Here is a 26328-nt window from a genome sequence, read left to right as displayed (position 1 = left end):
TCGAACAACCGCAGAACCACCGTCCTGTCGTGGATCCCGCCGATATCCAGCAGAAACTGCGTCGCTTGCTGCGCGCAGTCGATGCCCATCCGAAGGTCGTATCCAAGAGCAATTTGCGGGGTTTGAACTGGACGGTAACCTAGCCGTTTCGGGAGAGGTTGGAAGCCTCGTTGCCGTCATTCCGAACAGCGCGTTCAATCCGGCGCGGCCCCGCCCACTCTCCGCTCCACCCCCGGCACCTGCACTGCCAACGTGACCCCTCGCGCGACCATGAAGATAGCAAGCGCGAGCCACAACCCGTGATTTCCCAGCGTCCCTGCCAGCCCCCACGCGGCGAGCAGGAACACCCCGAGCGACACCGCCATCGCCTGCATGAGTTCCCGCGTCCGAGTAGCACCGATGAACACGCCATCGAGCAGAAACCCCGCCACCGATACCACCGGCAGCACCGCCGCCCACGGCAGATAACGCACGGCGGCCGCATGCACGACGGCCTGATCCGTCAGCCTGCCTATGATCCACTCCCCGCCTAGCGCATACACGACCGAAAATCCCGCCGCGCCGATGACCGACCACAACATCGTGACCTTCACGGCCTGACGAAACGCATGCCGGTCACGCGCCCCCGCCGCCGCGCCGACGAGCGCCTCCGCGGCATGCGCGAAGCCATCGAGGCCGAACGCCATGAAGGTCTGAAAATTCAGCAGCACGGCGTTGGCCGCGAGCACCGCATCGCCCTGCCGCGCGCCGAGATGCGCGAACCACGCGTAAGAACCCAGCAGGCAGATCGTGCGAACGAAGATGTCCCGATTGATCGCCACCAGCCGCTGCAACGCATGCCCGTCGAGCAGCATGCCCCAGGCGGGCGCTTCGAGCCCGCGCGGACGCAGGCGCCACAGGATCGCGACACCGAGCACGAAGCCGCAGAAGTCGGCGAATGCCGTGGCCGCGCCGATGCCCGCGATGCCCCAGCCGAAGCGATACACGAACAGCAGCACGGCAACGATGTTCACCAGATTGATGAAGATCTGCGTCACGAGCGCGAGCCGCACTCGCTGACAGCCGAGCAGCGCGCCGAGCACGACGTAGTTGCCGAGCGCGAACGGCGCGGCCCAGATGCGCGCGTGACTGTAGGCGCTCGCTGTGTCCTGGACCGCCGCACTGCCACCCAGCGCCGCGAGCGCATAGCGGATGACCGGCAGCTGCAACGCGAGCACCGCCATGCCGACCGCGAACGCCAGCAACATCGCGCGCAGGACGCTGGCGCGCAGGGCCGCGTCATCGTGCGCGCCGAAGGCCTGCGCGACCAAACCTGTCGTGCCCATGCGCAGGAAGCCGAAACCCCAGAAGACGAAACTGAACACCAGCCCGCCGAGCGCGACGCCGCCAAGATACTGCGGCCCGTCGAGATGACCGGCGACGGCCGTATCGACAGCGCCAAGGATCGGTTGCGTCAGATTCGCGAGGACGATGGGAAACGCCAGCGTCAGCACGCGTCTGTGCCAATGCACGGGCAACGCGGCCGGCTTGCCGGGTGGATCTTGCGAAGTTGTCTGCACAGCGGTCGAACGCGCGTTCATGCGCGCGTTTCGTGGATTCGTGGGGAAGGCGTCATTGTCCGGAGCGCAAGCCCGCGACGCAACCTTGCTTCAGCACCGATAATGCGCGTCATGAAAACCTTCGCGCTCTATGTCATCACGGCGGTCGCCGAGATCGCCGGCTGCTACTTCCCGTATCGATGGCTCAAGCAGGGCGGCTCGCCCTGGCTGCTCATGCCTGGCGCGCTGTCGCTGGCGTTGTTCGCGTGGCTGCTGACGCTGCACGCCGCAGCGGCGGGACGCGTGTATGCGGCGTACGGCGGTGTCTACATCGGCGTGGCGATCATGTGGCTATGGGCCGTCGATCGCATCCGGCCCACCGCGTGGGATCTCGCGGGCGCGGCGATCGCGCTCGCGGGCATGAGCGTGATCGCATTCCAGCCGCGCGTTTGAACCGTGACGCGCCCGGAACAAGTCAACCCGCTCAGGCCTCGAGCGCCAGCAGCGCAAACGTAGCGAGCCAGTGCTCGCCCATATAGTCCCCCGCGACATGCGCAATCCCCGACGCAAGATGCTCGTCCGCGCTCGCATCAAGCACGGCGATGCGCGCATCGCCGGCAGGCAAGGCGCGTGCGATGGTCCGCTGGCACCACGCACGGCTCAGATTCAGGCCGTCGAGATGCGCGAGCTTGCCGTCGCTCCGGTCCGTGACGGTAGCCGGCGTAAACAGCGTCGCGGGCTCGCGCGCCGCGATGTGCGGCAGAAAGCCGTCGAACCAACCGACGAAGTGCCCGTCCGTCAGCACATGCCGCATCAGCACGGCTTCCATCAGCGAGGGTGAGAGGAATTCGTCGCCGGCGGGTTCCCATGCCTGGCAGGCTACGTCCTTCTCGAACCAGCGCAGCGCGGTCGCGTTGAGCAAACGTTCGAAGTCCGCGTCCTGTGCCACGCGTGCATAGCCCAGCGAGAGCGTCAGCGCGAACGCCATGTTGAAGTGCGTGCCGACCCTGAGCGGATAGGTCGATTTCGGCAGGAACTCCGTAAAGCGCGCGACGAACGCATCGGCGAGCGGTTGCAGCGTCCGGGCCCAGCGCCGGCCATCGTCGGAAGTCATCGAACGCAGCTGGCCCGCGAGCGCGAGCAGCCACGCCCAGCCGTAGGGCCGCTCGAAGCCGCGCGCAGCGGGGCGCCGCAGATAGGCGACCTCAGCCGCGACGTTCGCCTCAGTGAAATGTTCGTCGATCACGGCGCGAATGCGCGGCGCCTCGGGCAGATCGGGAAAGCGCTCGAGCAGCCGCGCGATCAGCCAGTAGCCGTGCACGCAGGAATGCCAGTCGAAGCTGCCGTAGAAGATCGGATGCAGCGCGCGCGGACTTTGCACGTCGGCGGCGTCGGCCATGACGTGATCGAGCTTGTTGGGATACTCGCGGGTCAGGTGGCCAAGCGCGACCTGGGCGAATTTCGACGCCAGCGCGGCGTCGAGGATCGGAGCGTGTGGATTCATGCGGACCTCACGTGGGCTGTCTCTGGATTCCGAGACTTTATCGATAAATGATGGATAAAGTCTCGGATAAGGGTAATTACCTAAGTCGACATGTGGGACGCGGTCGGGTCATTGCCTGAAAGCCGCGAATCAAACTTCTGCAAGCCGCGCGAATGCCTTTGCCACAAGCCTGGGGGGACTTTCCGGAGCTGTCGTGCGGGTCATGCGAAGCGCCCAAACCCGCCGCCCGACCCGCCCGCAATGGGCGTTTGCCCGCCTGTCCGGCACGCGCCGCCGCGCGGATCGTCGTATAAACTGGCGCCCGAATGCCGCCAGGAGCATTCCGCACCGGGGTCACGAGCCCCGGGACGCGTCATTTGCACAACGACCAAGAGATCAAGACACGACATGAATGACTTTCCTGCCTACACCGCGGAGGACACGCGGCGCCGCGTTTTTGCGATCGTCGGCGCTTCGTCGGGCAACCTCGTCGAGTGGTTCGACTTCTATATCTACTCGTTCCTCGCGCTGTACTTCTCGGCGGCGTTCTTCCCCGGCGGCAATCCGACCGTGCAGCTGCTCAACACCGCAGGCGTGTTCGCGGCGGGCTTCCTGATGCGTCCCATCGGCGGCTGGATGTTCGGCCGTATCGCCGACAAGCATGGCCGCCGCAACGCCATGATGATCTCGGTCCTGATGATGTGCGGCGGTTCGCTCGTCATCACCTTCCTGCCGACCTACGCGAGCATCGGCGCGTGGGCGCCGTTCCTGCTGCTGATCGCCCGGCTGTTCCAGGGCCTGTCGGTGGGCGGCGAGTACGGCACCAGCGCCACCTACATGAGTGAAGTGGCCCTGCGCGGCCGGCGCGGCTTCTTCGCGTCGTTCCAGTATGTGACGCTGATCGGCGGCCAGCTCGGGGCGCTGCTGGTGCTCGTGGTGCTGCAGTTCTTCCTCTCGACCGACGAACTCAAGGCCTGGGGCTGGCGCATTCCGTTCTTCATCGGTGCGTGCGCGGCGCTGATTTCCCTGTACCTGCGCCGTTCGCTCGATGAAACCTCGACCGCCGAAACGCGGGATCGCAAGGAAGCCGGCACGCTGGCCGGCCTGATGCAGCACAAGGCCGCGTTCATGACCGTGGTGGGCTTCACGGCGGGCGGCTCGCTGATTTTCTACACGTTCACGACCTACATGCAGAAGTACCTGGTCAACACGGCCGGCATGCATGCGAAGACGGCCAGCAACGTGATGACCGCCGCGCTGCTGGTCTACATGTTGTTGCAGCCGGTGTTCGGCGCGCTGTCGGACCGGATCGGCCGGCGCACCTCGATGCTCTGGTTCGGCGGCCTCGCCACGCTCGGCACCGTGCCGCTGCTGCATGCGCTGTCGGGCGTCACGAGTCCGGTGATGGCCTTCGTGCTGGTGGTGGTGGCGCTGGCGATCGTGAGCTTCTATACGTCGATCAGCGGTCTCATCAAGGCGGAGATGTTCCCGCCGGAAGTGCGTGCGCTGGGCGTGGGCCTTTCGTATGCGGTCGCGAATGCGATCTTCGGCGGCTCGGCGGAATACGTTGCGTTGTGGCTCAAGTCGGCGGGCAACGAATCCGCTTTCTTCTGGTATGTCACGGTGATGTGCTTCATCTCGTTCGTCGTGTCCTTCCGCATGCTCGAGCCGAGCAAGGAAGGCTATCTGCGCAACGAACCGTAAGCGTCGCAGGCCGGCTGCCACGAATCACGGTGTGGCAGCCGCGCCGCGTCCGGACGGGCCGCGCACACCGCCGGGCTTGCCGATGGCGCCAGTATGGTGTTTGATGCGGGTTGTGACGGCGCGCCATGTGCAGCGCGCCAGCGTAATCGGGAACCGGAGTTGCATGCGCGCGCACTCCGCGCGCTACACCGATGGCGGGGTCGAGCCTCGGTCTGCCTGGAGCCTGTTCATGGAAGATTTCGACGAAACGCTGTTTGTCGTCTGGCGCGCCAATCTGAGCGTGCTGGTCGGCTCGCCGGGAGGCGCCGGACGCCTCGCGCGCATGATGAACTTCTCGCCGTCGTTCATGAAGCTCATCGTCGCGGGTCAGCGCGACTTCAATGAGGAATTCGTGCGCGGCATCGAGCTGGTGGCGGGTCTGCCGCCGCACTGGATGGATGAGCGCCACAGCCCGGCCGAAGTGCCGCCGGAAGTGCAGCGCGCGCTCGATGAAGAAACCCCGATGGCCGTATTCCGCGGCACCGCGCATCCGGCACCGAAGCGCTCGGTGCTGCGCGGCCCGGAGCCCCTGCTGTCCCAGACCGAGGCAACGCGACGGGTCGCCGACCTCGCGCAGCAGCAGGCGGAGAACAACCGGCGTGACTTGCTGTTCCGCAAGAATCGGGAATTGCTGTCTCAGGACCTGCGCCGCCTCGAACGGCAGCTCGGGCTGTTGCAGGTCGATGCGATGCAGCCGAAAGCGGACGAACTGATCGCCTCTGACCGCATGAGCGAAGCGGCCAAGGCGGATCTCACCGGACGCCTGGAGCAGATCGACAAGCACGTCAAGCTGCTGCATCAGCATGTCGAGAAGCTCGTGACGCTGCTCACGGCGCCCGACGAACCCGAAACGGGCGATTGATTTTCTACTGCTTCTTGTCCTCGTCGCGCCGTTCCCGCTCGGGATGCACGGCGATCGGATCACTGGCCGGAAAACTTTCTTCCAGCGCCTCGTCGAGCAAGGCATCTTCGTCGGGGAGGTCCTGCTTGACAGGGTCGTCGCGGCTGGGCTTCGTCATGGTGCGCTCCGTGCGGGTCGTCGGTTCATGCCGGTGAGGCGAGGCGAAAGTTCAATATAGCAGCCCCGCTGCGCCCCCGCAGTCAGCGCCCCCGACGGTAATCGGCGGGGCGCACGCCCGTCCACTTCCTGAAGGCGCGCCGGAATGCGCTCGGCTCGGCAAAGCCGAGTGCGTCGGCGATCTGCGGAATCGTTTCCCGCGTATGCGCAAGACGCGCGATGGCGAGATCGCGCTTCAGCGCGTCCCGGATCGCCCGGTAGGTCGAGCCTTCCTGCTTCAACCGCCGGCGCAGCGTCGCCTCCGCCATGTTGAGCGCGGCGGCCAGCGGCTCCGCTTCCGGCCAGTCGGCGGGCGGCGTCTCCCTGAGGTGCCGTCGGATGCGCGCCGTCAATGAATCCGGATTGCGATACTTCACGATGAAGTTGGCCGGCGCCGCGCGCAGGAAGCGTTTGAGCGTCGCGCGCGTCTGCACGACCGTCAGCGTCGCGCATCCGGCATCGAGATCGACGAACGAACGCGCCGCGCCGAAACGCATGTCGTCGCAGAACATCAGGCGGTACTCGTCGCCGGCCTCGGGTTCAGGGCAGCGCAAATGCGCGGCCAGCACCGGAATGCGCCGGCCGACCAGCCAGCACAGCAGCCCGTACACGAGAATGAAGCCGGTCGCGTAGGCGAACATCGTGCGGGCATCGCCACGGTCGTCGAGCCAGATGCGCACGCGTGTGCCGTCGATGTCGGGCGTGAAGCGCAGTTCGTCGAGCACCAGGCGCATGAAGTCCGCGATGCGCGTCAGCGCCTGCGTGCCGTCGCGTGCGGAGAGCGCCGCATGACACATCAGCACGAAGCTGCCGCGTCGCATCGGATGGGCGTCCTGGCCGAAAAACTCGTCGTCGAGGGCGTCGGCTACTGCGTGCCACAACTTGCCGTACTGCAGCGGCGACACGCGTGCACGCGGCGAGGCCAGCATCGTCGGGGCGATGCCCGCCGCGGCCAGCAAGCCGTCGCGCGCGACCCCGCGCGCTTCGGCGCAGCGCAGCGCGGCTTCGACGAGACTCACGGCGATCGAATCGCGTTCGACGTGCTCGACGTGCTCGAGGTGCTTGTCAGGACTTGGGGTTGTCACTAGGTGGCCAAAGCGCTCAGTTAGCGTGATCGTTTCGGGCATCGGCCAGGGTCCGGCGATTGCCTAGACTCGAACGGATGACCGCCGACGTCCACCAGCATGGGCGGCCAGCAAGCTTACACGATCGATGCCGCGCGACACGGCGCCGACCTCAAGACCTTTCAGACCAGGACCATGATCGACCCATTCCTCACCGAAGAGCAGCGCATGATCCGCGACGCGGCGCGCCAGTTCGCGACCGAAGTCCTCGCGCCCGATGCGGGCCAATGGGACCGCGAAGGCGCGCTGCCTGACAGCGTCATCCGGCAACTGGGCGAACTCGGCCTGCTCGGCATGATCGTGCCCGCCGAGCTGGGCGGCACCTTCAGCGACTACACCGCCTACGCCCTCGCGATGGAAGAGATCGCCGCCGGCTGCGCCTCGTGCGGGACGCTGATGAGCGTGCACAACTCGGTCGGCTGCGGACCGATCCTCGCCTACGGCACCGACGCGCAAAAGGCCGAGTGGCTGCCGAAGCTCGCGAGCGGCGAGGTCATCGGCGCGTTCTGCCTGACCGAACCGCAGGCCGGCTCCGAGGCCAACAACCTGCGCGTGCGCGCCGTGGAACGCGACGGCCAGTGGGTCCTGTCGGGCAGCAAGCAGTTCGTGACGAACGGCGCGCGCTCGGGCGTGGCGATCGTCTTCGCGGTCACGGACCCGGAACAGGGCAAGCGCGGCATCTCGGCGTTCATCGTGCCGAAGGACACGCCGGGCTTCAACGTCGGCGCGCCGGAGCACAAGCTCGGCATCCGCGCGTCCGACACCTGCCCGATCACCTTCGACGACTGCGCGATTCCCGCCGCCAATCTGCTCGGCCAGCGCGGCGAGGGTTTGAAGATCGCGCTGTCGAATCTGGAGGGCGGGCGCATCGGCATTGCGGCGCAGGCGCTGGGCATCGCCCGCGCGGCCTTCGACGCGGCCCGCGCCTATGCCCGCGAACGCGTGCAGTTCGGCCGGCCGATCCATGAACATCAATCGGTCGCCAACAAGCTGGCCGACATGCAGACGCAGATCAACGCCGCGCGCCTCCTGATCCATCACGCGGCGCGCATGCGCACGGAAGGCGTGCCGTGCCTGTCGGAGGCGTCGCAGGCAAAGCTGTTCGCCTCGGAAATGGCGGAGCGCGTGTGTTCCGATGCCATCCAGATCCACGGCGGCTATGGCTATCTGGAGGATTACCCGGTGGAGCGGCATTATCGCGATGCACGCATCACGCAGATCTACGAAGGCACGAGCGAAGTGCAGCGGATGGTGATCGCGCGCAACGTCTGAGCGGTGCCCCTATAAAAATCACGGAGACGCAATGAACGACGCCACGGCTTTCATCGAAGCACGAGATTTTCTGTTTGCGCATCGCACGGATTACGACACGGCCTATCGCGACTTCAAATGGCCCGTGCTCGACCGCTTCAACTGGGCGCTCGATTACTTCGATCCGATGGCCCGCGACAATCACGCGCCGGCCTTGCATATCGTCGATGAAAGCGGCGGCGCGACACGCCTTTCGTTCGCGCAGATGAGCGAGCGTTCGGCGCGCGTGGCGAATCATCTGCGCGGCCTGGGTGTCGCGCGTGGCGAACGCATCCTGCTGATGTTGCCGAACCGCGTCGAACTGTGGGATGTAATGCTTGCCGCGATGAAGCTCGGCGCCATCGTCCTGCCCGCGACGACGCAGCTCGCGCCCGCCGACTTGCGCGATCGCATCGCGCTCGGTCGCGTGCAGCATGTGATCGTCGATGCCGCCGATACGCCGAAATTCGACGGCATCGACGTGCCGGGGCTGCGCATCGCGGTGGGCGGCGCGCGCGAGGGATGGCTGGATCACGGCGCCGCTTACGAAACGTCGCCGGAGTTTGCTCCGGATGCCGAAACGAATGCCGCTGATCCTTACCTGCTGTATTTCACGTCGGGCACGACCTCGAAGCCGAAACTCGTCGCGCATACGCACCAGAGTTATCCGGTGGGACATCTGTCGACGATGTACTGGATCGGCCTGCAACCCGGCGACGTGCACTGGAACATCAGCTCGCCCGGCTGGGCGAAGCACGCATGGAGCTGCTTTTTCGCGCCGTGGAACGCGCGGGCCTGCGTGTTCATCTACAACTTCAGCCGTTTCGACGCCGCTCGCGCGCTGGAAGTGCTCGTCGAGCACGAAGTCACCACGCTGTGCGCGCCGCCGACCGTCTGGCGCATGCTCGTGCAGGAGCCGCTGGCGTCGTATGCGGTGAAGCTGCGCGAGATCGTCGGCGCGGGCGAGCCGCTGAATCCGGAGATCATCGAGCGCGTGCAGACGGCGTGGGGCCTGTCGATCCGCGACGGCTACGGTCAGACCGAAACCACCGCGCAGATTGCCAACACGCCGGGACAACCGCTCGTACCCGGCTCGATGGGCCGGCCGCTGCCGGGCTATCGCGTCGCGCTGCTCGATCCGGACGGCATGGAGACGGAAGAGGGCGAAATCGCGCTGGCGCTCGACCCGCCGCCGCTCGGCCTGATGACCGGCTATGCGGACAATCCGAAGGCCACGGAGACCGCAATGCGCGGCGGTTTCTATCGCACTTCGGATGTGGCGTTACGCGGCAGCGACGGCTATTTCGTCTATGTCGGCCGGGCGGACGATGTGTTCAAGTCGTCGGACTACCGGCTGAGCCCGTTCGAACTCGAGAGCGTGCTGATCGAGCATGAGGCGATCGCCGAAGCTGCGGTCGTGCCCAGTCCCGACCCGCTGCGCCTCGCGGTGCCGAAGGCCTTTGTCACGCTGCGTCATGGCTATGCCATCGGCCCGGATCTGGCGCGCAGCGTGTTCGCGTTTTCGCGCGAGCGCCTGGCGCCCTACAAGCGCATCCGCAGGCTCGAATTCGCCGAGTTGCCGAAGACCATCTCCGGCAAGATCCGCCGTGTCGATCTGCGTCGCCAGGAAGCGGCGCGTACGGAAGACGGCGCGCGCGGCGAATTCGAGTTCTGGGAAGAGGATTTCCCGGAGTTGCGTCAGACCAGCAAGGCAGGTTGAAACGTTCGGAAGCGCCGTATCGGCATGACGCGGCGCGCTCGCGGGATAACCCGCGCAAAACGCATTCCCCCGACGATTTTCGCAAGCAAATGTTTCCGCGCCGAACCGTCCTCCGGGCCGATGGTCGAATCGCCCTGATTCAGCATCGGACCCATCGAACAGGAGGACGGATCATGTCGAAACCCGCAGCGTGCCGCGCAATCATTGCATCGGGCATTGCATTCTCGTTGCTGGCTCCGGCCGCATCGTACGCGCAACTCAATCTGCAGCAGTTCGGCTTCGGCAGCGCCAAGTCGGATGTCGCCGGCGCGGCGTCGAATCAGGCCGCGCAGCCTTCGGCGCTGGGCTCGCTCGTGCAGAACTATCTCGGCGCGAATCAGCAAGTGCTGACGGGGCAGTCGAGCCTTGCATCGGCGATGGGCATGTCGAGCGCCGCGAGTCAGGCGCAGTCGGCGGCGGGATTGCTGTCGGGTGCAACGGCCGGCAGCGCGCCGAGCACGAGCGTGTTGTCGCAACTCGGCGGCACGCAACAGAGCGTGTCGCAATCGCTGCTGCAGGCATTCTCGAACGGCGCGGCCACGCCGCCGACGGCCGCCAGCAAGCAGACCTTCAGCGACGGCCTCGCCTCACTCGGTCAAGGCGTGCAACAGTACGCGGGCCTGCAATCCGGTCTCGGCGCGGTCAAGAACTCGATGAACATGTCGTCGCTGCTGCAGGCCGGCTCGAACCCGGGTACGGCACAGGCCGCGAGCTATATCGCGCAGTCCGCGCCGGGGCAGTTGCAGTCGCTGGTGCAGACGCTCACGCAGGCCGTGCAGTACGCGAAGGCCAATAACATCTCGGTGCCTTCGATCGCGACTTCGGCGTTGAGCGGCGTGAAATAAGCGCGCGCGGCGTGCAGCATGGTGAAGCAGAGCGGCGGAGCTTTCAGGCTTCGCCGCTTTTTTTGTCTCGGCGTCAGGGCTGCCGTCTCGCTACGTCCGCGAGATCACCAGCGGGCGCCGCGCCGCGCATCGCTTCGACTTGCGGCAGCGGCGGTTGCTCGTTGATCCACGCGTTGAGGATGGTCGACGTCACGGCGAGAATCACCGGGCCAATGAACAAACCGACGATGCCGAACGCGAACATGCCGCCGAGCACGCCGGACAGAATCAGCAGCATGGAAAGGTTCACGCCGCGCCGGATCAGGATGGGGCGCAGGAAGTTGTCGAGCATCGCGATCATGATCGACCACACGAGCAACAGGATCGACGCGACATGCGCGCCATGCCAGAACAGCCAGGCGACGCCGCCGAGCAGCGGCAGCAGCGGCCCGATCTGCGCGAGACACAGCATCAGCATGACGGCCGTGATGATGCCCGCGGCGGGCACGCCCGCGAGCGCGAGGCCGATGCCGCCCAGCGCCGATTGCGTGACGGCCGTGACCACGATGCCGAGCGCCACCGCGCGAATCGCAAGGCCGGCGAGCTTGACGGCTTCGGCGCCGCGCTGCGCGGCGATGCGCGTCGCGAAGCGCGTGATGAAGCGTCCCGCCGCTTCGCCGTTCATGTACAGGATGCCCGAGATGATCACGGTGATGACCATATGCACGACGAACACGCCGACCACGGCCGCGTGTGAAAGCATCCAGCGCGCGGCGACGGTCACATAGGGTTCGAGCTTGGCGAGCAGGCCGCCGGGGCCGGCGTCGGACAGCATCTGCCACTCCTTGGCGATGCGTTCGCCGGCGAGCGGCACGTCGTGGATCCAGCCGGGCGGCGGAGGCAGCGCGTAGGAAGGCAGGGTCTTGATGGCCGCCATGATTTCGCCGCCGTGCAGCGCGAGCGTCGAGATGGCTTCATAGAGCGGCAGCACGATGACGATCAGGAGCCCGAGCAGCATCACGCTCGTCGCTACCCAACGGCGGTTGCCGGCGCGGCGCTGCACCGCGACCATCAGCGGCCAGGTCGCCACGACAATCGTGGTGGCCCAGATGAGCCCCGGCAGGAAGGGGCGCAGCACATAGAGACTGCCGACGGTCAGCGCCGCGAGTATCGTGATGACGAGCAGGATTCGGGCGATGTCCACGGGCTGACGCGGCGGGGGAGTGTTGGCGGGATTGGGCGTGGTGGACATGATGGTATGGAGGGAAGTGGACGGGGGCGCGAGGCGTGCGGACGAAGCCTCGAACGTGCGCGCCTGAATTGAATCAGCGATAAGCGAAAGCCGGCGATCCGGCAAGCCTGAGCGCAGAAAAACCGCCGCCATCATAACGGCAGCTCAATCCATACTACTAAAAATGTGTCGCAGCCTTGCCGGACGTCAGGTTCGTGGCGCGTGCGATGGAACCAGAGTAGTTCAGCTTCTCAGCAAGCGTTCGCGCAACATTGCCGTGCTGCCTTCAGGAAACAGCGAGGCCGCCACGCGTTGCGGATCGATGCCGAAGCTTTCGCCCGCCGCGTGCGCGATCACGGCATCGAGTCCGAGGGTCGGCTTCAGGTCGCGCGCCTGATACAGCGATGCGTTCGCCAGTCCCGGCCAATCCGCGAGCACGCGTCCGCCTGCCACCGCGCCGCCCAGCAGCAGCGCCGCCGACGCCGTCCCGTGGTCCGTGCCGCCCGTGCCGTTGGCCGCGGCGGTGCGGCCGAATTCGGTCGCCACCAGCACGGTCGTGTCGGCCCAGTGTGTGCCGAGTCCATCGCGCAGGGCGCCGAGCATCGCGTCGAGCGCTTTCAGCTGCGTGGCAAGACGCGGGTTCTGCGCGCTGTGCGTGTCCCAGCCGCCGGTTTCGATCATCGCGATGCGCGGGCCGTCGGGCTTGCTCAGGAAGGTCGCCGCAAGCTTGCCGAGGCTGGCCGGATCCTGCCGCGCGCCGGCGTCGGCGGCGAGGCCGCGCGCCTGCATCGCGGCGTCCCATAACGGGTGCAGTTGCGCGTCGCCGGCATAGAGCTGCGAGACGCGCGTGATCAGATCGTCCGGAGCCTGCGGCAGTCCGGACGGCGCATAGGAAGTGACATCGGCGCGGCCGCGCAGCGCGAGCGGCACGGTCGGCGCGAGGGCGACGGCGTCGGCGCGCGGTGCGGGCAGCATCGACAGAAGACGGTTAAGCCAGCCGTCCTTCAACTGATACGGCGCGCTGCCGCCGGTTTCGAGCACGTTCTGGCCGTCGAAGTGCGAACGCTCGCGATACGGCGACGCCACCGCGTGGACGAACAGCGCCTGCTTGTCGCGATACATCTGCGCGGCCGTCTGCAAGGACGGATGAAGCGCGAACGTGCCGTCGAGCTTGGTGGCCGTCGCGGCGTCGATGGCGAGCGGTCCGCGCAGCGCCGCGTAGGCCGGATCGCCATAGGGCACGACGATGTTCAGGCCATCCGCCGCGCCGCGCTGGATCACGAAGACGAAGCGGCGTTCGGTTTCGGCGGACGCCAGCACGAGTTGCGGCGCAATCAGCATCGCGCCGGCGCTTGCGCCTGCGCAGCGGAGAAATCGGCGACGGGTCAGCATGCGTTCATCTCCTCAGAAAATCGGGCGATACCAGCAGCAGCGCCAGCGCGGTCTGCGCGCTTTCGGCGCGCGCCACCGCGCTGCCTGTCGGTTCCGACAGCGAGCCCGCCAGCAGTTGCGGACCGAGCGCGCGGGCGTCGAGCGTTGCGCTGCTGTGCGCGGCGAAGCGCTGCGCGATCTCGACGCGGCGCACCAGCGCATCCGGCGCGGCCCAGCTTGCGGCGGCATCGTCGTAGCCGGCAGGCGAGCCGGGTCGCCATACCGGCTGCCCGAGCTGCCGCAGCAATGGCGCGGCGTGCATGTTTTCCAGGCCGGTGCGGCCGAGTCCGCGTAACGAGGAAAGCGTCCAGTCCCATGGCGACTTGAACTTGGTCGGCGTCGCGGGCCACGCCTCCGGCGCTTCGACCAGCGCGCGATAGACCGCGGGCAGATCGCCGCCGCTATCGCCGAAAACCTTCGCGAGCCGTTCGACGAGCGCGGGCGGCGGCGTATCGGCAACGAAGTGACGCGCGAGCTTGTCGGCGATGTGCCGCGCCGTCGCGGGCGACGCGGCCAGATCGTGCAGCACCGCGAGCGGCTGCGCTTCGCCGTCCTGTGCGTACTGACGGCCCATCACCGTGCGCACGCCCGGTTCGTGCAGGCGCGGGCGGAATGTGTACTGGCCGGGCGGCGTCGGATCGGCGGGATTGCTTGCAACCTGCGCAGCCCGCGCGGACATCGCGCCGAGACTCCAGCCGGTGAGCGCGCGGGCGAATTCGGTCACGTCGCCCTGCGTATAGCCGGTGCGCGCGCCGAGCGTATGCAATTCCATGATCTCGCGCGCGAGGTTTTCGTTCAGGCCGCGCTTGCGGGCGGGATCGCGCATTTCGGCGCGTTCGGCGGCGGGGCTGTCAGGGCCGATCGAACGCGGCTGGTCCAGGAAGATCTGCATCGCCGGATGGCGCTCCACGGCCACCAGCATGTCCTCGAAGCGGCCGAGCACGTGCGGGCGGATCGCTTCGTTCTCGAACGAGCCGGCCAGCAGCGCGACCGGCGGCTTTTCGATCGACACCGCGAAGTGGTTCGCCCAGAAATGCACCAGGCGTTCCACGAACGGCGTCCCGGTGCCGAGCGCGCTCGTCACGCGGGCATCGACGGCGCTGACATACACCTCGCGGATCATGTCGCCGTATTGCTTGCGCAGCACGGGCCGGTCGGCGTCGCTGGCATCGCGCAAGGCCCGCTGGCGTTCCGCGAAACGTTCGGCGAGCGCCGCGCTGGCCGGCTGAGTGGCCAGCGCGGCAGGCATCGGAACGTACCCGCCGCGGGCGGGATCGAGCTGCTGCGTGAGCCAGCCGTGCGGGTCGGCGGGCAGCGGTTCGCCCGGACGCGCGCCCAGGCCGAAGCGGTTCACCGCGATGGCGGCAGGCGTGAGCGGCGGCGCAAGGCTCATGGTCGTCTCCGGAGGCAGGATGCTATCGGCAGCGTGCAGCCGTCAGGGCTGCCGTGGGGGCTGCGGCTGCGGCTGAAGCCGCGGCCGGTCCTCGGGCGGCACGGCGCGCAGCGGGCCGTTGCGCTCCATCGCGCCGACCAGCTTCAGGCGTTCGTCGAAGGTGAGCGTCGAGGCAAACGCGGCCACCGTGCCTTCGGTCAGCGCGCGCATGGTGACATCGGCCTGACGGGTGCGGGCGAGGGCGTTGTCGAGCGCCTGGCGGTCGAAGGTCGGCGCGGCGAGAATGTGCGCGATCTCGATCCGCCCTTCGCGCGATTCCCGTATCAGCGGCTGGTTCGCGAGGCGCATCTCGCGCAAGGCTTGGCGCAGCTGTTTGCGCCGGTCCGGGGAAAGGTCCGCCGCCGCGAAGCCGATGCCGCGCGGCGCCGCCGCCGGCTTGCAGAACTGTTCCTTGAGCGGACCGGACAGGTAGTACACGCCGCCCGCCAGCAAGCCGAGCAGGAACACGTTGAGCACGATCGACACGCCAGTCAGCGCCTTCAGCGCGCGTGAACTCATTCATCGCTCCAATCCGAAGCGCCGCCGAACGCGGTGCCCGAAAGGGTTTGTTCAAATCCGCCGTGTAGGTGTTCATACGTTACGGATGCGGGTGCAAGCAGCGTCACCAACAACGCGCCCGCCGCGATGCCGGCTGCGCCCACGCCGACAAAACCCACGCCCGAAAACCACAGGCGCGGATTGAGCCACGGCGCGCGCGCAGGCCGCGGCGGTGCGGAAGCGATGATGCGCCGCGCGAGTGCCGGCGCAGGTCGGGCAACGGCGTGGGCGTCGAGCATGCCGTCGAGCGTGCGTGCCAGGGCCAGTGCCGCGTGTGCGTCGGCGTTGCCGTCGGCGAGGAGGGCGAGGGCGGCGTTGCGTTCGCCGGCGGGCCAGCGTTCCGGGGACGCCCCATAAGCTTCAGTGAGGTAACGAAATCGGTCGGGGGTCATCGTTGCTCCTTGGGGGCTCTGTCATCAGATCCGCCCTGACCGCGGGCCAGGTCCTCGAGAGCGGTCCTGAGATTGCGGCGCGCACGGACCAGCAGACTTTCGAGCGCTTCGACGCTCACGCCCATCAGATCGGCGGTCTCCGCGTTCGACAGTTCCTGGTAGTACTGCAGCACCAGAGCCTCGCGCTGGCGCGCCGGCAAGCGTGCGAGCGCAGACGTGAGACGCTGGTTGGTGTCGCTTGCTTCGATGCGCTCGTCGGGCAGCGGCGCGGCATCTTCCTGTTCCGGAAGTTCGTCCGACATGGATGCCTCCCGATGGCGCCGCAGCCGGTCGTAGCACAGGTTCAGCGTGACGCGATGCAGCCAGGTATCGAAGCGCGCCGCGCCGGGCACCCAGTCCGGCGCGGCTTTCCAGATGCGCATGAAGGCTTCCTGGGCCACGTCGTCCGCCTCGTCGCGATCGCCGAGCATGCGCGTTGCAAGCGCAACGATGCGCGGCAGCTTCTTCTCGACGATCTCGCGAACGGCGCCCGATTCCCGCTTGCCGACGCGGGCGATGAGGCGGGTATCCGGATCTGGTTCGTTCAAGGTCGTGTCGGTTCCTGTTGCACGCGGTGAGCGGCCGGATTGTCATGGTTGTTGACATCGTCAATAGACGACGACCGGTCCGCGATAGTAGGCGGCGTGCGCCGGATACACGACGCACCCGGCGAGCGTCACGGCCGCGAGCGCCGCGGCCAGCAGTGCTTTCAGCATGATGCAGTCCTTCAATCAGATGATAGGTGCTCACGGCGGCGACGGTTGACGTGCTGCCGCGAGATGTGTCGCGGCGTGGGAAGCAGGGCGCCGGACTCAGGCCCAATGTCCTTCGACCCAGAAATAATTCGGCCCGCGCCGTGCCCAGTGTCCCGGGGCCCAGTGGTGGCCCACGCGTACCGCCTTCCAGTGGCCAGGTACCCAGACATAGCGGCCGGGTCCCCAGCGCCAGTGGCCCGGATCCCACGCATAGCCCGCGCGGGGCGGCGGCGGGGGTTCGACCCGGGGCGGCGGCGGCGGGGCGACCGGCGCTGCAACGACCGCCGGTGCAACGACAACGGCTTGTGCATGCGCGGCGACGCTGTGCAACGCGCCGAACGAAACGGCCAGGACCGGTGCTAGCAGGGCGGTGCGCAGGGGCAGGGATCGGTGGGTCATGAAGGTCTCGTCTTTTCAGAGTGGTGACGAGAACTTGAACGCAGCGGGCGCCGAAAATCCGTCGCGGTTTGCGCCCGGCAAATGTAACGATGTTTTACGGCGAAAGATCAGGCGAAGGCGTCGAGCCCGTCGACGAGATGCTTCGCGAGACGCGGCTGACGCAATTGTTCGATCCACCATTGCAGCGCACGTCCTTCGTGATCGCCGCGCCATGCCACGTACAGCACGTTGGGCTCGCGCGGATCGGCGGTAGGTTTCTCGATCAGTTCGCCGCGCGCCAGCAGCGACGCGATGCGATGGCGCGGCAGCCAGCCCGTGCCGAGCCCCTGACGCTGCGCGAGAATCTTCGCCCGCATGCTGGGTACCGCGAGCGCCGCCTGGCCGCCGAGCACGCCATAGGCGCGTCCTGTGGCGCGCGACGAATCCGCCACCACCACCGCCCGATGCGCCGCGATCTCTTCGCGCCGGAGCGGACCGGAGGTCTGGGCGAGCGGATGGCGCGACGCGACGGCGAACACCCACTCCATCACGCCCAGTTCGAACCAGCGCAGGCCCGGAATGGCGGGCGGCTCGTTCGTGGCGCCGACGATCAGATCGGCGCGGCCGTCGCGCAGGGCTTCCCAGGTGCCGCTCAGCACCTCGTGCGTCAGGCGCAGCGTGACGCCGGACCCGAGCGCGTCGAACGCCTGCACGACGGGGAGCATCGTCTCGAATTCGAGGATCTCGTCGCACACGATCCACAGCCGGTCTTCCCAGCCGCTCGCGATCTGCTTGACGCGCTGCGCGAGCCGGCCGACGTCGAGCATCAGGCGCGCGGCTTCATCGGCGAGCAGATGGCCGGCGGGCGTCAGTTGCAGGCGGTAGCGGCGCCGGTCGAAGAGCAGGGCGTCGAAGCGCGTTTCCAGTTGCCGCGCCGCGTGGGAGACCGTCGACGGCGCCCGTCCCAGCCGTGCCGCCGCGCGCGACAGGCTGCCGGTTTCGCGGATGGCGTCGAGCAGTGCGAGTTCGTCCTCCGACAACATGTTCGACTCCATCGAACGAGTTCATCCGCGGCATCGTACGGCAAAAGCAGGCGGTGCGCCGAAGATTGGAGCCATCGGATAACACTCTTTCGGCGGAACTAAACGATGAACTCATTGCTGCCTTTCCTGCGCCCTATGGTCGGCGCACTGCTCGCGGCGGCCGCGTTGCTGCCGGTCGCGCAGGCTGCATCCGCCTCGACGGCGATCCAGTCGCGCATGATCGATGCGAACGGTATGGAACTTCACTACTTGCAAGCGGGGAGCGGCGACGCGACGACGCCGGTCGTGCTGCTGCACGGCTACACCGAAACCAGCCACATGTGGCGGCCGCTGATGACGCGGCTGGCCGCCGACCGCCTGGTCCTGGCGCCCGATTTACCGGGTGCGGGCGAGTCCGCGATGCCCGCCACGGGCTACGACAAGAAGACGCTCGCGCAGGATATCCATGCGATGGTGCGTGCGCTCGGCTATCGCAAGGTGAAGCTGGTGGGGCATGACATCGGACTGATGGTCGCCTATGCCTACGCGGCGCAGTATCCGGACGAAGTGGACAGCATCGTGCTGATGGACGCTTTCCTGCCCGGCGTCGGCGACTGGCAGAAGGTCTGGCTGCTGCGCGGCAAATGGCACTTCAATTTCTACGGCGACACGCCGGAAAAACTCGTGCGCGGGCGTGAGCGCGTGTATTTCGAACACTTCTGGAACGACTTCGCCGCTGATTCCGCGCATTCCCTGAGCGAAGCCGACCGCCGTTATTACTCGGCACAATACGCACGCCACGGCCGCATGCGCGCGGGATTCGAGTATTTCCACACGTTCCCGCAAGACGCGGAGGACTTCGCCGCGTTCGCCCGGACGCCGCTGCCGATGCCGATGATCGTTCTCGCCGGCGAGCGGGCTTCGGGCACGTTCCTGCTCGACCAGGCGAAGCTCGTTGCGACGGACGTGCAGGGCGTGGTCGTGCCCGGCAGCGGACACTGGCTGATGGAAGAAGCACCGGACGTGACCATGGCGCAACTCGTGCGTTTCATCGACACGCCTGCGTCCAACTGATCCACCCGATTGCCGCGGCGCGCGTCTTGCACCGCGCTGCGGGAACACTACAGGGAGCGTGTGAAATGGGACTTCTGGTCGATGGCAAATGGCAGGACGGGTGGTACGACACGGCATCCACGGGCGGGCGCTTCGTGCGCAAGGAAGCGGCCTTTCGCAACTGGGTCACGGCCGACGGTGCGCCCGGTCCGAGCGGCGAGGGCGGGTTTCGCGCCGAAGCGGGCCGGTACCACCTGTACGTGAGCCTCGCGTGTCCGTGGGCGCACCGCGCGTTGATCATGCGGGCGCTCAAGGGCTTGCAGGGGATGATCGACGTTTCGGTCGTCCACTGGCTGATGCTCGAGAACGGCTGGACCTTCGCGGACGGGCCGGGCGTCGTGCCCGACGCGATCAACGGCGCGCGCTTCATGCATCAGGTCTACACCGCCGCAGATCCGAACTACAGCGGCCGCGTGACGGTGCCAGTTCTGTGGGACAAAGCGCGCGGGACGATCGTCAACAACGAGTCGTCGGAAGTCATCCGCATGCTGAATTCCGCGTTCGACGGCATCGGCGCACTGCCCGGCGATTACACCCCGCACGAACTCCGCGAGGACATCGACGCACTCAACGCGCGCATCTACGACACGGTCAACAACGGCGTCTACAAGGCCGGTTTCGCGACCACGCAGGCCGCGTACGAAGAAGCCGTGCTGCCGCTCTTCGACACGCTCGATTTCCTCGAAGCACGCTTGCAGTCGCGCCGCTATCTGACGGGCCCGCGCTTCACCGAAGCCGACATCCGCCTGTTCACGACGCTGGTGCGCTTCGACGCGGTGTATGTCGGGCACTTCAAGTGCAATCTGCGGCGTATTGCCGACTATCCGAACCTGTCGAACTATGCGCGTGAGATCTACCAGATGCCGGGCGTGGCAGACACGGTGAATTTCGTGCACATCAAGCGGCATTACTACGAGAGCCATCGGACGATCAATCCAACGGGCATCGTGCCCGCCGGACCGCTGCTCGATTTCACCGCGGCGCACGACCGCGCGCGGCTGCCCGCTGCGACCTGACTCAGTTGGACTCAGTCGTACCGGTATACGCCGTGCTTCGTCTTGCGGCCGAGCCGGCCCGCCGCAACCAGTTCGCGCAACAGCGGACACGCGCGATATTTCGAATCGCCGAAGTCCTTGAGGAACACGTCCATCACGGAGAGGCACACGTCGAGGCCGATCAGGTCGGCCAGCGCAAGCGGGCCGATAGGATGATTGGCGCCGAGCTTCATGCCGGCGTCGATTTCCTCGGCGCTCGCCACGCCTTCATACAGCACGAAAAAGGCTTCATTGATCATCGGCACGAGGATGCGGTTGACGACGAAGCCCGGCGAATTACGCACGCCGATAGGCGACTTGCCGAGCTTCTCCGTGAGTTCGCGCACGGCGGCGGCGGTGGCGTCGCTGGTCTGCACGCCGCGGATCACCTCGACCAGTTGCAGCAAGGGCACCGGATTGAAGAAGTGCATGCCGATGAAACGCTCCGGCGTGGCAAGCGTGGCGCCGAGCGCGGTGATGGAGATGGACGAGGTGTTCGACGCGATGATCGCGTCCGGGCGTGCCGCTTCCTCGATCTGCTTCAGGATGCGGTTCTTCAGTTCCGTGTTCTCGGTCGCGGCTTCGATCACGATGTCGGCGTCAGTCAGACGCCCGTAGTCGGTGGACGTGGCAATGCGCTTGAGCGCGGCATCGCGCGCGCCGGCCTCCAGCTTGTCCTTCGACACGAGCCGCTCCAGGCTGCCGGTGAGCGTGGCGACGCCTTTGGCGAGCGCGGCCTCGGTGACGTCGATCAGCACGACTTCGAAGCCCGCGACGGCCGCGACCTGCGCAATGCCGTTGCCCATGGTTCCCGCACCGACGATGCCGACGGTCTGAATCTTCATGCTGCTGCTCCCTGTGTGTGCGCCGGCTCGGGCAGCCGGCAAGCCTGAATGGTCGATGGCGCGGCGCGCGCCGGAAGGTTCGACGAGGGTTCGATTCTAACCAGCGAGAAAGCGGGCGGTTCTAGCCGAACGCCGTCAGGTCCCTGGCTTCGATGCCATTCGCCTGACAGTAAGCCGCATACCGATCCCAGCCGGTCTTCCAGTTCTCGCTGGCGAGCACCTGGCCGCGTTCGTTCACGAAGAGCAGTTCGCCCTGGATGATGTTGAGCGTGACGATGTCGTCCTGCGCGGCGTCATCGGCAAGCGCCTCGGGCGTATGGCTCGATCCGGCGGTCTCGTACACGATGCTGCCCGGCGCTGCGATCCAGTCGTGCTCGCGATACTTCCAGCGCCCCTGCACCGTATGGACGATCACCGTACCCGTATGGCGATGCCGCGGCATCTCGCCCCGCGGCGGCGCCTTCATCAGCGCGATGACCTCGCCGCGGACCGGGTCGAGCTTGAAGTACTTGACCAGGACGCGCTCGCTGTAGGGCGTGAACGGCACCCAGGGCAGGTCCGCGTCATTGAGGCAGGTGGTGTGAATCTGTTCGAACAGCATGATGTCGGCTCCGTGCAATCAGCAGTGCATTGTAGGCAGTGCGACTCCCGCTGAACATCGGCCGAACGGACGACCCGGGCCGACCCCAGCCGACCAAGCCGGATCGCGCCCGATCTGCTATCGTCCGTGCCATGCCAACCATCATCACCGTTTCCAATCTGTCCAAGACCTACGGGTCGGGCTTTCACGCGCTCAAGCACGTCAATCTCGAGATCCGGCGCGGCGAAATCTTCGCGCTGCTTGGGCCGAACGGCGCCGGCAAGACCACGCTCATCAGCACGGTCTGCGGCATCGTGAATCCGAGCGAAGGCCAGGTCACCGTGGCCGGTCACGACATCGTCACGGACTACCGCGCCGCGCGCGCCATGATCGGCCTCGTGCCGCAGGAACTCACCACGGACGCCTTCGAAACCGTCTGGGCCACCGTGTCCTTCAGCCGCGGGCTGTTCGGCCGGCCGAAGAATCCGGCCTATGTCGAGAAGGTGCTGAAGTCGCTGTCGCTGTGGGCGAAGAAGGACAACAAGATCATGACGCTCTCGGGCGGCATGAAACGGCGCGTGCTGATCGCGAAGGCGCTGGCGCACGAACCCGAGATCCTGTTTCTCGACGAACCCACCGCCGGCGTCGACGTCGAACTGCGCCGCGACATGTGGAACCTCGTGCGCGAGCTGCAGCAGAACGGCGTCACGATCATCCTGACGACGCACTACATCGAGGAAGCGGAGGAGATGGCGGACCGCATCGGCGTCATCAACCGCGGCGAGATCGTGCTGGTGGAAGAGAAGCGCGAACTCATGCGCAAGCTCGGCCAGAAGAAGCTCACGCTGCAACTCGAAACCCCGCTCGACGCCATTCCCGCGCCGCTCGCGCCGTACGGCCTCGCGCGTTCGGCGGACGGCAGCGAACTCACCTACACCTACGACGCCCACGACGAACCGGGCCGCATCATCGCGCTGTTGCGTCATGTGGACGAAGCCGGCGTGCGTTTCAAGGACCTGCAAACGACGCAAAGCTCGCTCGAAGACATCTTCGTGAGCCTCGTCAGGGAAGCCAAATGAATCTTCATGCCGTTCGCGCAATCTACCGTTTCGAGATGGCGCGCGCCGGACGCACGCTGATGCAGAGCATCGTGTCGCCGGTGATCTCCACGTCGCTTTACTTCGTCGTGTTCGGCGCGGCCATCGGCTCGCGCATCCCGGAAGTGGACGGCATCAGCTACGGCGCGTTCATCGTGCCGGGCCTCGTCATGCTGTCGCTGTTGACGCAGAGCATCGCGAATGCGTCCTTCGGCATCTACTTTCCAAAGTTCACCGGCACCATCTACGAACTGCTGTCCGCGCCGGTCTCGTACTTCGAGCTGGTGGTGAGCTACGTGGGCGCGGCCGCGACCAAGTCCATCATCCTGGGCCTCATCATCCTGCTGACCGCGCGCCTGTTCGTGCCGCTCAGGATCGACCATCCGTTCTGGATGATCGTGTTCCTGCTGCTGACGTCGGTGACGTTCAGCCTGCTCGGGTTCATCATCGGCATCTGGGCGGACGGCTTCGAAAAGCTGCAGATCATTCCGCTGCTCATCGTCACGCCGCTCACGTTCCTCGGCGGCAGCTTCTACTCGATCAACATACTGCCGCCGTTCTGGAAGACCGTCGCGTTGTTCAATCCGGTCGTGTATCTGATCAGCGGCTTTCGCTGGAGTTTTTACGGGCTCGCCGATGTCCAGGTGGGCGTGAGTTTCGGCATGACGCTAGTATTCCTTGCAGTGTTCATCGCGATCGTCGCGTGGATCTTCAAGACGGGTTACCGGATCAAGACCTGACCCGACGGTGGTTCTGGCCAGCAAAGAGGGCGTTCACCGGATGAAAATCATGAGACGCACGAAGCGGCATGTTTTCGGCGCAATGACCGGCTTCTTCGCGAGCGGCGCCGCGCGTTCCGCGCCCGCGCTGGCCTACGAGATCGATCACGGCGCGGCCGGCTGGCGCCGCCGTCTTTCGGCCGAGCAATTCCGCGTGCTGCGGCGCGGCGGCACCGAGGCGCCGTTCGCCAGTCCGCTGCTCAAGGAGCGGCGCGAGGGCATCTACCGGTGCGCGGGCTGTGCGCTCGAACTGTTTTCATCGGCGACCAAGTTCGACAGCGGCACCGGCTGGCCGAGCTTCTGGAAGCCACTCGACGGCTCGGTCGCGACGCACGCCGACGCCGCCGGCCACATGCGCAACGAAGTGCATTGCCGGCGCTGCGGCGGCCACCTCGGCCACGTGTTCGACGACGGCCCGAAGCCCACCGGTCTGCGCTATTGCATGAACGGCGCGGCGCTCGATTTCAGGCAGGAAGACGCCTGAAAGCGCGGGTTCAAATCCATGTTTCCTTCTTGCTACTTTTCATGAACGCACCTGAACTCAAGCTTGCCGCCGCGCAAAGCGCACTCGTGCTGATTGATCTCCAGGCGGGCATCGCCGCCTTGCCCGTGCAGCCGCACGATTCCGCCAGCGTGCTGGCCAATGCGCGCGCGCTCGCGGACCGTTTTCGCGCGCTCGGCGCGCCGGTCGTGCTCGTCAGGGTAGCGTTTCCGAACGGGCCCGGCGGCCTGCGCCCGATCACCGACGCGGGCCAGGCGCAGGAGACGCCCGAGCCGGCCGGCTGGAGCGACCTGTGTCCGGAACTCGCCGTGCAGCCGTCCGACATCATCGTCACCAAGCGGCAGTGGGGCGCCTTCTACAACACGGATCTGGATTCGCATCTGCGGCGACGCGGCATCGAGACGATCGTGCTGGGCGGGATCGCGACGGCCATCGGTGTCGATTCGACCGCGCGCGGCGCGCACGAACGTGGCTATCAGCAGATTTTCGTCGAAGACGCGATGAGCGATCTGAACGCGGCCACGCATGAATCGACCTGTCGTTTCATCTTTCCGCGCATGGGGCGGATCCGCTCGACGCAGCAAGTGCTGGCGGCGCTGGCCTGAAGTCGGCGGCGCGAGAGAACAGGGCTGGCTGTTTTTAGGATTATTCGTATGGCCTCGGCCGCGACGTTCCCGTAACTTGTTATAACCGGTTGACGGGACCCCGCCTGTCAGTCCCGGCGCATTCGTTCTACCCCTGTTCGAATGCAGCGCTTTCCCCGAGCGCAGGACGCGCGTCGCACACCGCGGCGCGTGTCCACCTTTCCATTGATTAACGTGTCACGTCTTTCGAGCGTCAAGCAGCCTACGTTGCTGCCGAGGGAATCAGTCTTATCCGTGTAATTTCCGAAGGTGCGCCCAGACGCTTCGGCGGTCCCCAGTAGCCGGTTCCTCGGCTCGTATAGACCCACAGTCCATTGAACTTGACTAGCCCGGCAACGAAGGGCTGCTGCAAGCGCACGAAGAAGTTCCACGGGAGGAACTGTCCGCCGTGCGTGTGGCCGGAAAGTTGCAGCGTAAAACCTGCGTCGGCTGCGGCTGGCGCGCTGCGCGGCTGATGCGCCAGCAGCACGCGTACGGCGGCGTCGGGCGGGGCGCCGCTGATCGCCTGGGCCGGATCGCTGCGGTGCGCGGGATCGAAGCTGCCCGCGCCGTAGTCCGTCACGCCGGCTACCACGGCCTGGGCGCCGTCGTGGTCCAGCACCACGTGCTGATTGAGCAGCACGTTGAGGCCGAGGCGGCGGAACTCCGCAATCCACTTGTCGGCGCCGGAGTAGTACTCGTGATTGCCGGTGACGAGAAACGCGCCATGGCGCGCGCTCAGCTTGGCCAGCGGGCGAGTGTGGTCGGCGAGATGGGGCACCGAGCCATCCACCACGTCTCCGGTCACCGCAATCAGGTCCGGCTCGAGTCCGTTCACGGCGGCGACAATGCGTTCCACGTAGTGCCGCTTGATCGTCGGCCCGACGTGGATGTCGCTGATCTGCACGATGGTGAAGCCATCGAGCGCGGCGGGCAGATTCTCGATGGGCACGTCCACGTCCACCACCGGCGCGCGGCGGCGCGCATTGTAAAAGCCGATTGCCGAAGACAGCACGGCCAGCAGCGGAACGATCAGCGCGCTGCGGGCCACCAGCGTGGGCGAGCCCACCGGCACGCCGCGCACCCAGTCGATGAGGTGGACACAGAACAACATGACGTCGCGTGCGAACGTCAGCAGCAACAGCGAGGAAAAGAAGCCGAGCGCGGTCAGGCCGAACCAGGCGAGACGATCCGCGAGCGGCTGGGTTTCGAGCGAGCGCGCGGCCATGCCGATGGGAATCAGGATCACGGACGCCACCAGCAGCGCCGCGGCCAGCACCTTGAGCGGCAGGCCCACCGGCGCGTCCGGGATGAGCCGCACGCCGACATAAATGTGAAACAGAATGCCGATACCGATAAAGCGGATGAAGAAAGCCGAGCGTCGCATAGCGCTCCTGGAAGATCGATGAAGCGGCGGGCGTGGGCTATGAGCGCCCGCGCTGCCGGGCACGAGTGCCCGCGCCGGATAGGGAACCAATTCTACCGGTTCGGTGCGCGGGACGCCGTCCGGCATGGCAGGACGGACCATCTGCGCGATGCGAAAAAAAGCCCCGGCACCGGAATGCCGAGGCTTGCCTGCATCGAAACGTTCAGCGTGTGATCAGACCGCCATGCACAGGTACTTGATGACGACGTAGTCATCGATGCCATAGTGCGAGCCTTCGCGGCCGAGGCCGGATTGCTTGACGCCGCCGAACGG

The 26328-nt window shown here is 66.5% G+C and carries 27 protein-coding genes and 1 pseudogene; 12 read left to right on the top strand and 16 right to left on the bottom strand.

What is annotated here, in order from left to right; all coding sequences use genetic code 11:
* Positions 1 to 194: 194 nt before the first annotated feature.
* Entirely contained in the window at positions 195 to 1580 is a 1386-nt protein-coding gene (locus QCE64_RS33305; protein ID WP_310008408.1) for an MATE family efflux transporter, read from the bottom strand.
* Between the two features lie 90 nt (positions 1581 to 1670).
* Here QCE64_RS33305 and QCE64_RS33300 point away from each other — a divergent pair, with 90 nt between their 5' ends.
* Positions 1671 to 1991: a YnfA family protein gene (locus QCE64_RS33300; RefSeq protein ID WP_309935212.1), complete on the top strand. Its 321-nt coding sequence runs from the start codon at positions 1671 to 1673 to the stop codon at positions 1989 to 1991.
* Positions 1992 to 2022: 31 nt separating this feature from the next.
* Here QCE64_RS33300 and QCE64_RS33295 read toward each other — a convergent pair whose 3' ends face one another.
* The gene (locus QCE64_RS33295; RefSeq protein WP_310008406.1) at positions 2023 to 3042 is read right to left on the bottom strand and encodes a DUF2891 domain-containing protein; all 1020 of its coding nucleotides are present in this window, start codon (positions 3040 to 3042) and stop codon (positions 2023 to 2025) included.
* Between the two features lie 387 nt (positions 3043 to 3429).
* On the opposite strand from QCE64_RS33295, the gene QCE64_RS33290 reads away from it, so the two are divergent.
* Both QCE64_RS33290 and QCE64_RS33285 read left to right on the top strand, forming a co-directional pair.
* Positions 3430 to 4725, top strand: a complete 1296-nt coding sequence (locus QCE64_RS33290) for an MFS family transporter (RefSeq protein WP_309927081.1) — start codon at positions 3430 to 3432, stop codon at positions 4723 to 4725.
* A gap of 229 nt (positions 4726 to 4954) precedes the next feature.
* Positions 4955 to 5626: a hypothetical protein gene (locus QCE64_RS33285; protein ID WP_310008404.1), complete on the top strand. Its 672-nt coding sequence runs from the start codon at positions 4955 to 4957 to the stop codon at positions 5624 to 5626.
* A gap of 4 nt (positions 5627 to 5630) precedes the next feature.
* Here QCE64_RS33285 and QCE64_RS33280 read toward each other — a convergent pair whose 3' ends face one another.
* A complete protein-coding gene (locus QCE64_RS33280) occupies positions 5631 to 5783 on the bottom strand; it encodes a hypothetical protein (RefSeq protein ID WP_310008401.1) in 153 nt (50 codons plus the stop codon).
* A gap of 82 nt (positions 5784 to 5865) precedes the next feature.
* Positions 5866 to 6906 carry an AraC family transcriptional regulator gene (locus tag QCE64_RS33275; protein WP_310008399.1) on the bottom strand — a complete coding sequence of 347 codons (1041 nt, stop codon included), beginning with the start codon at positions 6904 to 6906 and terminating at the stop codon, positions 5866 to 5868.
* A 177-nt stretch (positions 6907 to 7083) separates the two neighbouring features.
* On the opposite strand from QCE64_RS33275, the gene QCE64_RS33270 reads away from it, so the two are divergent.
* From QCE64_RS33270 to QCE64_RS33260, 3 genes are all read left to right on the top strand, one after another.
* A complete protein-coding gene (locus QCE64_RS33270; RefSeq protein ID WP_310008645.1) occupies positions 7084 to 8217 on the top strand; it encodes an acyl-CoA dehydrogenase family protein in 1134 nt (377 codons plus the stop codon).
* Positions 8218 to 8248: 31 nt separating this feature from the next.
* Positions 8249 to 9955 (top strand): AMP-binding protein, encoded by a 1707-nt coding sequence (locus tag QCE64_RS33265; RefSeq protein ID WP_310008396.1) that lies wholly within the window; start codon positions 8249 to 8251, stop codon positions 9953 to 9955.
* A gap of 173 nt (positions 9956 to 10128) precedes the next feature.
* On the top strand, positions 10129 to 10839 hold the full coding sequence (locus tag QCE64_RS33260) for a hypothetical protein (RefSeq protein ID WP_310008394.1): 711 nt from the start codon (positions 10129 to 10131) through the stop codon (positions 10837 to 10839).
* A 73-nt stretch (positions 10840 to 10912) separates the two neighbouring features.
* Here the strand turns inward: QCE64_RS33260 and ydiK are convergent, their stop codons facing one another.
* The 8 genes and pseudogenes from ydiK to QCE64_RS33220 all read right to left on the bottom strand — a co-directional run bounded on the left by ydiK (position 10913) and on the right by QCE64_RS33220 (position 18077).
* Positions 10913 to 12070: an AI-2E family transporter YdiK gene (ydiK, locus tag QCE64_RS33255; protein WP_309935205.1), complete on the bottom strand. Its 1158-nt coding sequence runs from the start codon at positions 12068 to 12070 to the stop codon at positions 10913 to 10915.
* Positions 12071 to 12292: 222 nt separating this feature from the next.
* On the bottom strand, positions 12293 to 13441 hold the full coding sequence (locus QCE64_RS33250) for a DUF1501 domain-containing protein (protein ID WP_309927066.1): 1149 nt from the start codon (positions 13439 to 13441) through the stop codon (positions 12293 to 12295).
* 4 nt (positions 13442 to 13445) lie between these two features.
* Positions 13446 to 14873, bottom strand: coding sequence for a DUF1800 domain-containing protein (locus tag QCE64_RS33245; RefSeq protein ID WP_310008390.1), 1428 nt, complete (start codon positions 14871 to 14873; stop codon positions 13446 to 13448).
* 42 nt (positions 14874 to 14915) lie between these two features.
* The gene (locus QCE64_RS33240) at positions 14916 to 15431 is read right to left on the bottom strand and encodes a periplasmic heavy metal sensor (RefSeq protein ID WP_310008388.1); all 516 of its coding nucleotides are present in this window, start codon (positions 15429 to 15431) and stop codon (positions 14916 to 14918) included.
* Entirely contained in the window at positions 15428 to 15862 is a 435-nt protein-coding gene (locus tag QCE64_RS33235; RefSeq protein ID WP_309927060.1) for a hypothetical protein, read from the bottom strand. Before QCE64_RS33235 ends, QCE64_RS33240 begins: the two co-directional genes overlap by 4 nt.
* A pseudogene (locus QCE64_RS33230) lies at positions 15859 to 16461 on the bottom strand (RNA polymerase sigma factor); the annotation flags it as partial. The gene QCE64_RS33235 and the pseudogene QCE64_RS33230, both read right to left, overlap by 4 nt.
* Before the next feature lie 252 nt (positions 16462 to 16713).
* On the bottom strand, positions 16714 to 17055 hold the full coding sequence (locus QCE64_RS33225) for a hypothetical protein (protein WP_309927058.1): 342 nt from the start codon (positions 17053 to 17055) through the stop codon (positions 16714 to 16716).
* A gap of 107 nt (positions 17056 to 17162) precedes the next feature.
* Positions 17163 to 18077: a LysR family transcriptional regulator gene (locus QCE64_RS33220; RefSeq protein WP_309927055.1), complete on the bottom strand. Its 915-nt coding sequence runs from the start codon at positions 18075 to 18077 to the stop codon at positions 17163 to 17165.
* Positions 18078 to 18182: 105 nt separating this feature from the next.
* Between QCE64_RS33220 and QCE64_RS33215 the strand changes: the two genes are divergently transcribed.
* The gene (locus QCE64_RS33215; RefSeq protein WP_310008387.1) at positions 18183 to 19130 is read left to right on the top strand and encodes an alpha/beta hydrolase; all 948 of its coding nucleotides are present in this window, start codon (positions 18183 to 18185) and stop codon (positions 19128 to 19130) included.
* A gap of 65 nt (positions 19131 to 19195) precedes the next feature.
* Positions 19196 to 20185, top strand: coding sequence for a glutathione S-transferase family protein (locus QCE64_RS33210; protein ID WP_309927052.1), 990 nt, complete (start codon positions 19196 to 19198; stop codon positions 20183 to 20185).
* Positions 20186 to 20196: 11 nt separating this feature from the next.
* On the opposite strand, the gene QCE64_RS33205 is transcribed toward QCE64_RS33210, so the two are convergent.
* Entirely contained in the window at positions 20197 to 21048 is an 852-nt protein-coding gene (locus QCE64_RS33205) for a 3-hydroxybutyryl-CoA dehydrogenase (RefSeq protein ID WP_309927051.1), read from the bottom strand.
* A gap of 121 nt (positions 21049 to 21169) precedes the next feature.
* Positions 21170 to 21649 (bottom strand): 2,4'-dihydroxyacetophenone dioxygenase family protein, encoded by a 480-nt coding sequence (locus QCE64_RS33200; RefSeq protein ID WP_309927050.1) that lies wholly within the window; start codon positions 21647 to 21649, stop codon positions 21170 to 21172.
* A 131-nt stretch (positions 21650 to 21780) separates the two neighbouring features.
* On the opposite strand from QCE64_RS33200, the gene QCE64_RS33195 reads away from it, so the two are divergent.
* The 4 genes from QCE64_RS33195 to QCE64_RS33180 are packed head-to-tail and all read left to right on the top strand — an operon-like array spanning position 21781 to position 24611.
* Positions 21781 to 22707 (top strand): ABC transporter ATP-binding protein, encoded by a 927-nt coding sequence (locus QCE64_RS33195; RefSeq protein ID WP_309927048.1) that lies wholly within the window; start codon positions 21781 to 21783, stop codon positions 22705 to 22707.
* Positions 22704 to 23465 (top strand): ABC transporter permease, encoded by a 762-nt coding sequence (locus QCE64_RS33190; protein WP_309819416.1) that lies wholly within the window; start codon positions 22704 to 22706, stop codon positions 23463 to 23465. Before QCE64_RS33195 ends, QCE64_RS33190 begins: the two co-directional genes overlap by 4 nt.
* A 40-nt stretch (positions 23466 to 23505) precedes the next feature.
* Complete coding sequence (gene msrB / locus QCE64_RS33185) at positions 23506 to 23988, top strand: peptide-methionine (R)-S-oxide reductase MsrB (protein ID WP_310008384.1); 483 nt, start codon at positions 23506 to 23508, stop codon at positions 23986 to 23988.
* Positions 23989 to 24029: 41 nt separating this feature from the next.
* Positions 24030 to 24611 carry a hydrolase gene (locus QCE64_RS33180; RefSeq protein WP_309927044.1) on the top strand — a complete coding sequence of 194 codons (582 nt, stop codon included), beginning with the start codon at positions 24030 to 24032 and terminating at the stop codon, positions 24609 to 24611.
* Positions 24612 to 24852: 241 nt separating this feature from the next.
* Here the strand turns inward: QCE64_RS33180 and QCE64_RS33175 are convergent, their stop codons facing one another.
* Together QCE64_RS33175 and QCE64_RS33170 are read right to left on the bottom strand one after the other, a co-directional pair.
* Entirely contained in the window at positions 24853 to 26016 is a 1164-nt protein-coding gene (locus tag QCE64_RS33175) for a metallophosphoesterase (RefSeq protein ID WP_309935196.1), read from the bottom strand.
* 213 nt (positions 26017 to 26229) lie between these two features.
* On the bottom strand, positions 26230 to 26328 hold a 99-nt coding region (locus QCE64_RS33170), incomplete at its 5' end, for an aldehyde dehydrogenase family protein (protein WP_310005768.1).

This window comes from Caballeronia sp. LZ043 (assembly GCF_031451075.1).
Lineage (GTDB): Bacteria > Pseudomonadota > Gammaproteobacteria > Burkholderiales > Burkholderiaceae > Caballeronia.
Note: the sequence above shows the minus strand (reverse complement) of the source record. Positions and strands in the feature narration are given on the sequence as shown.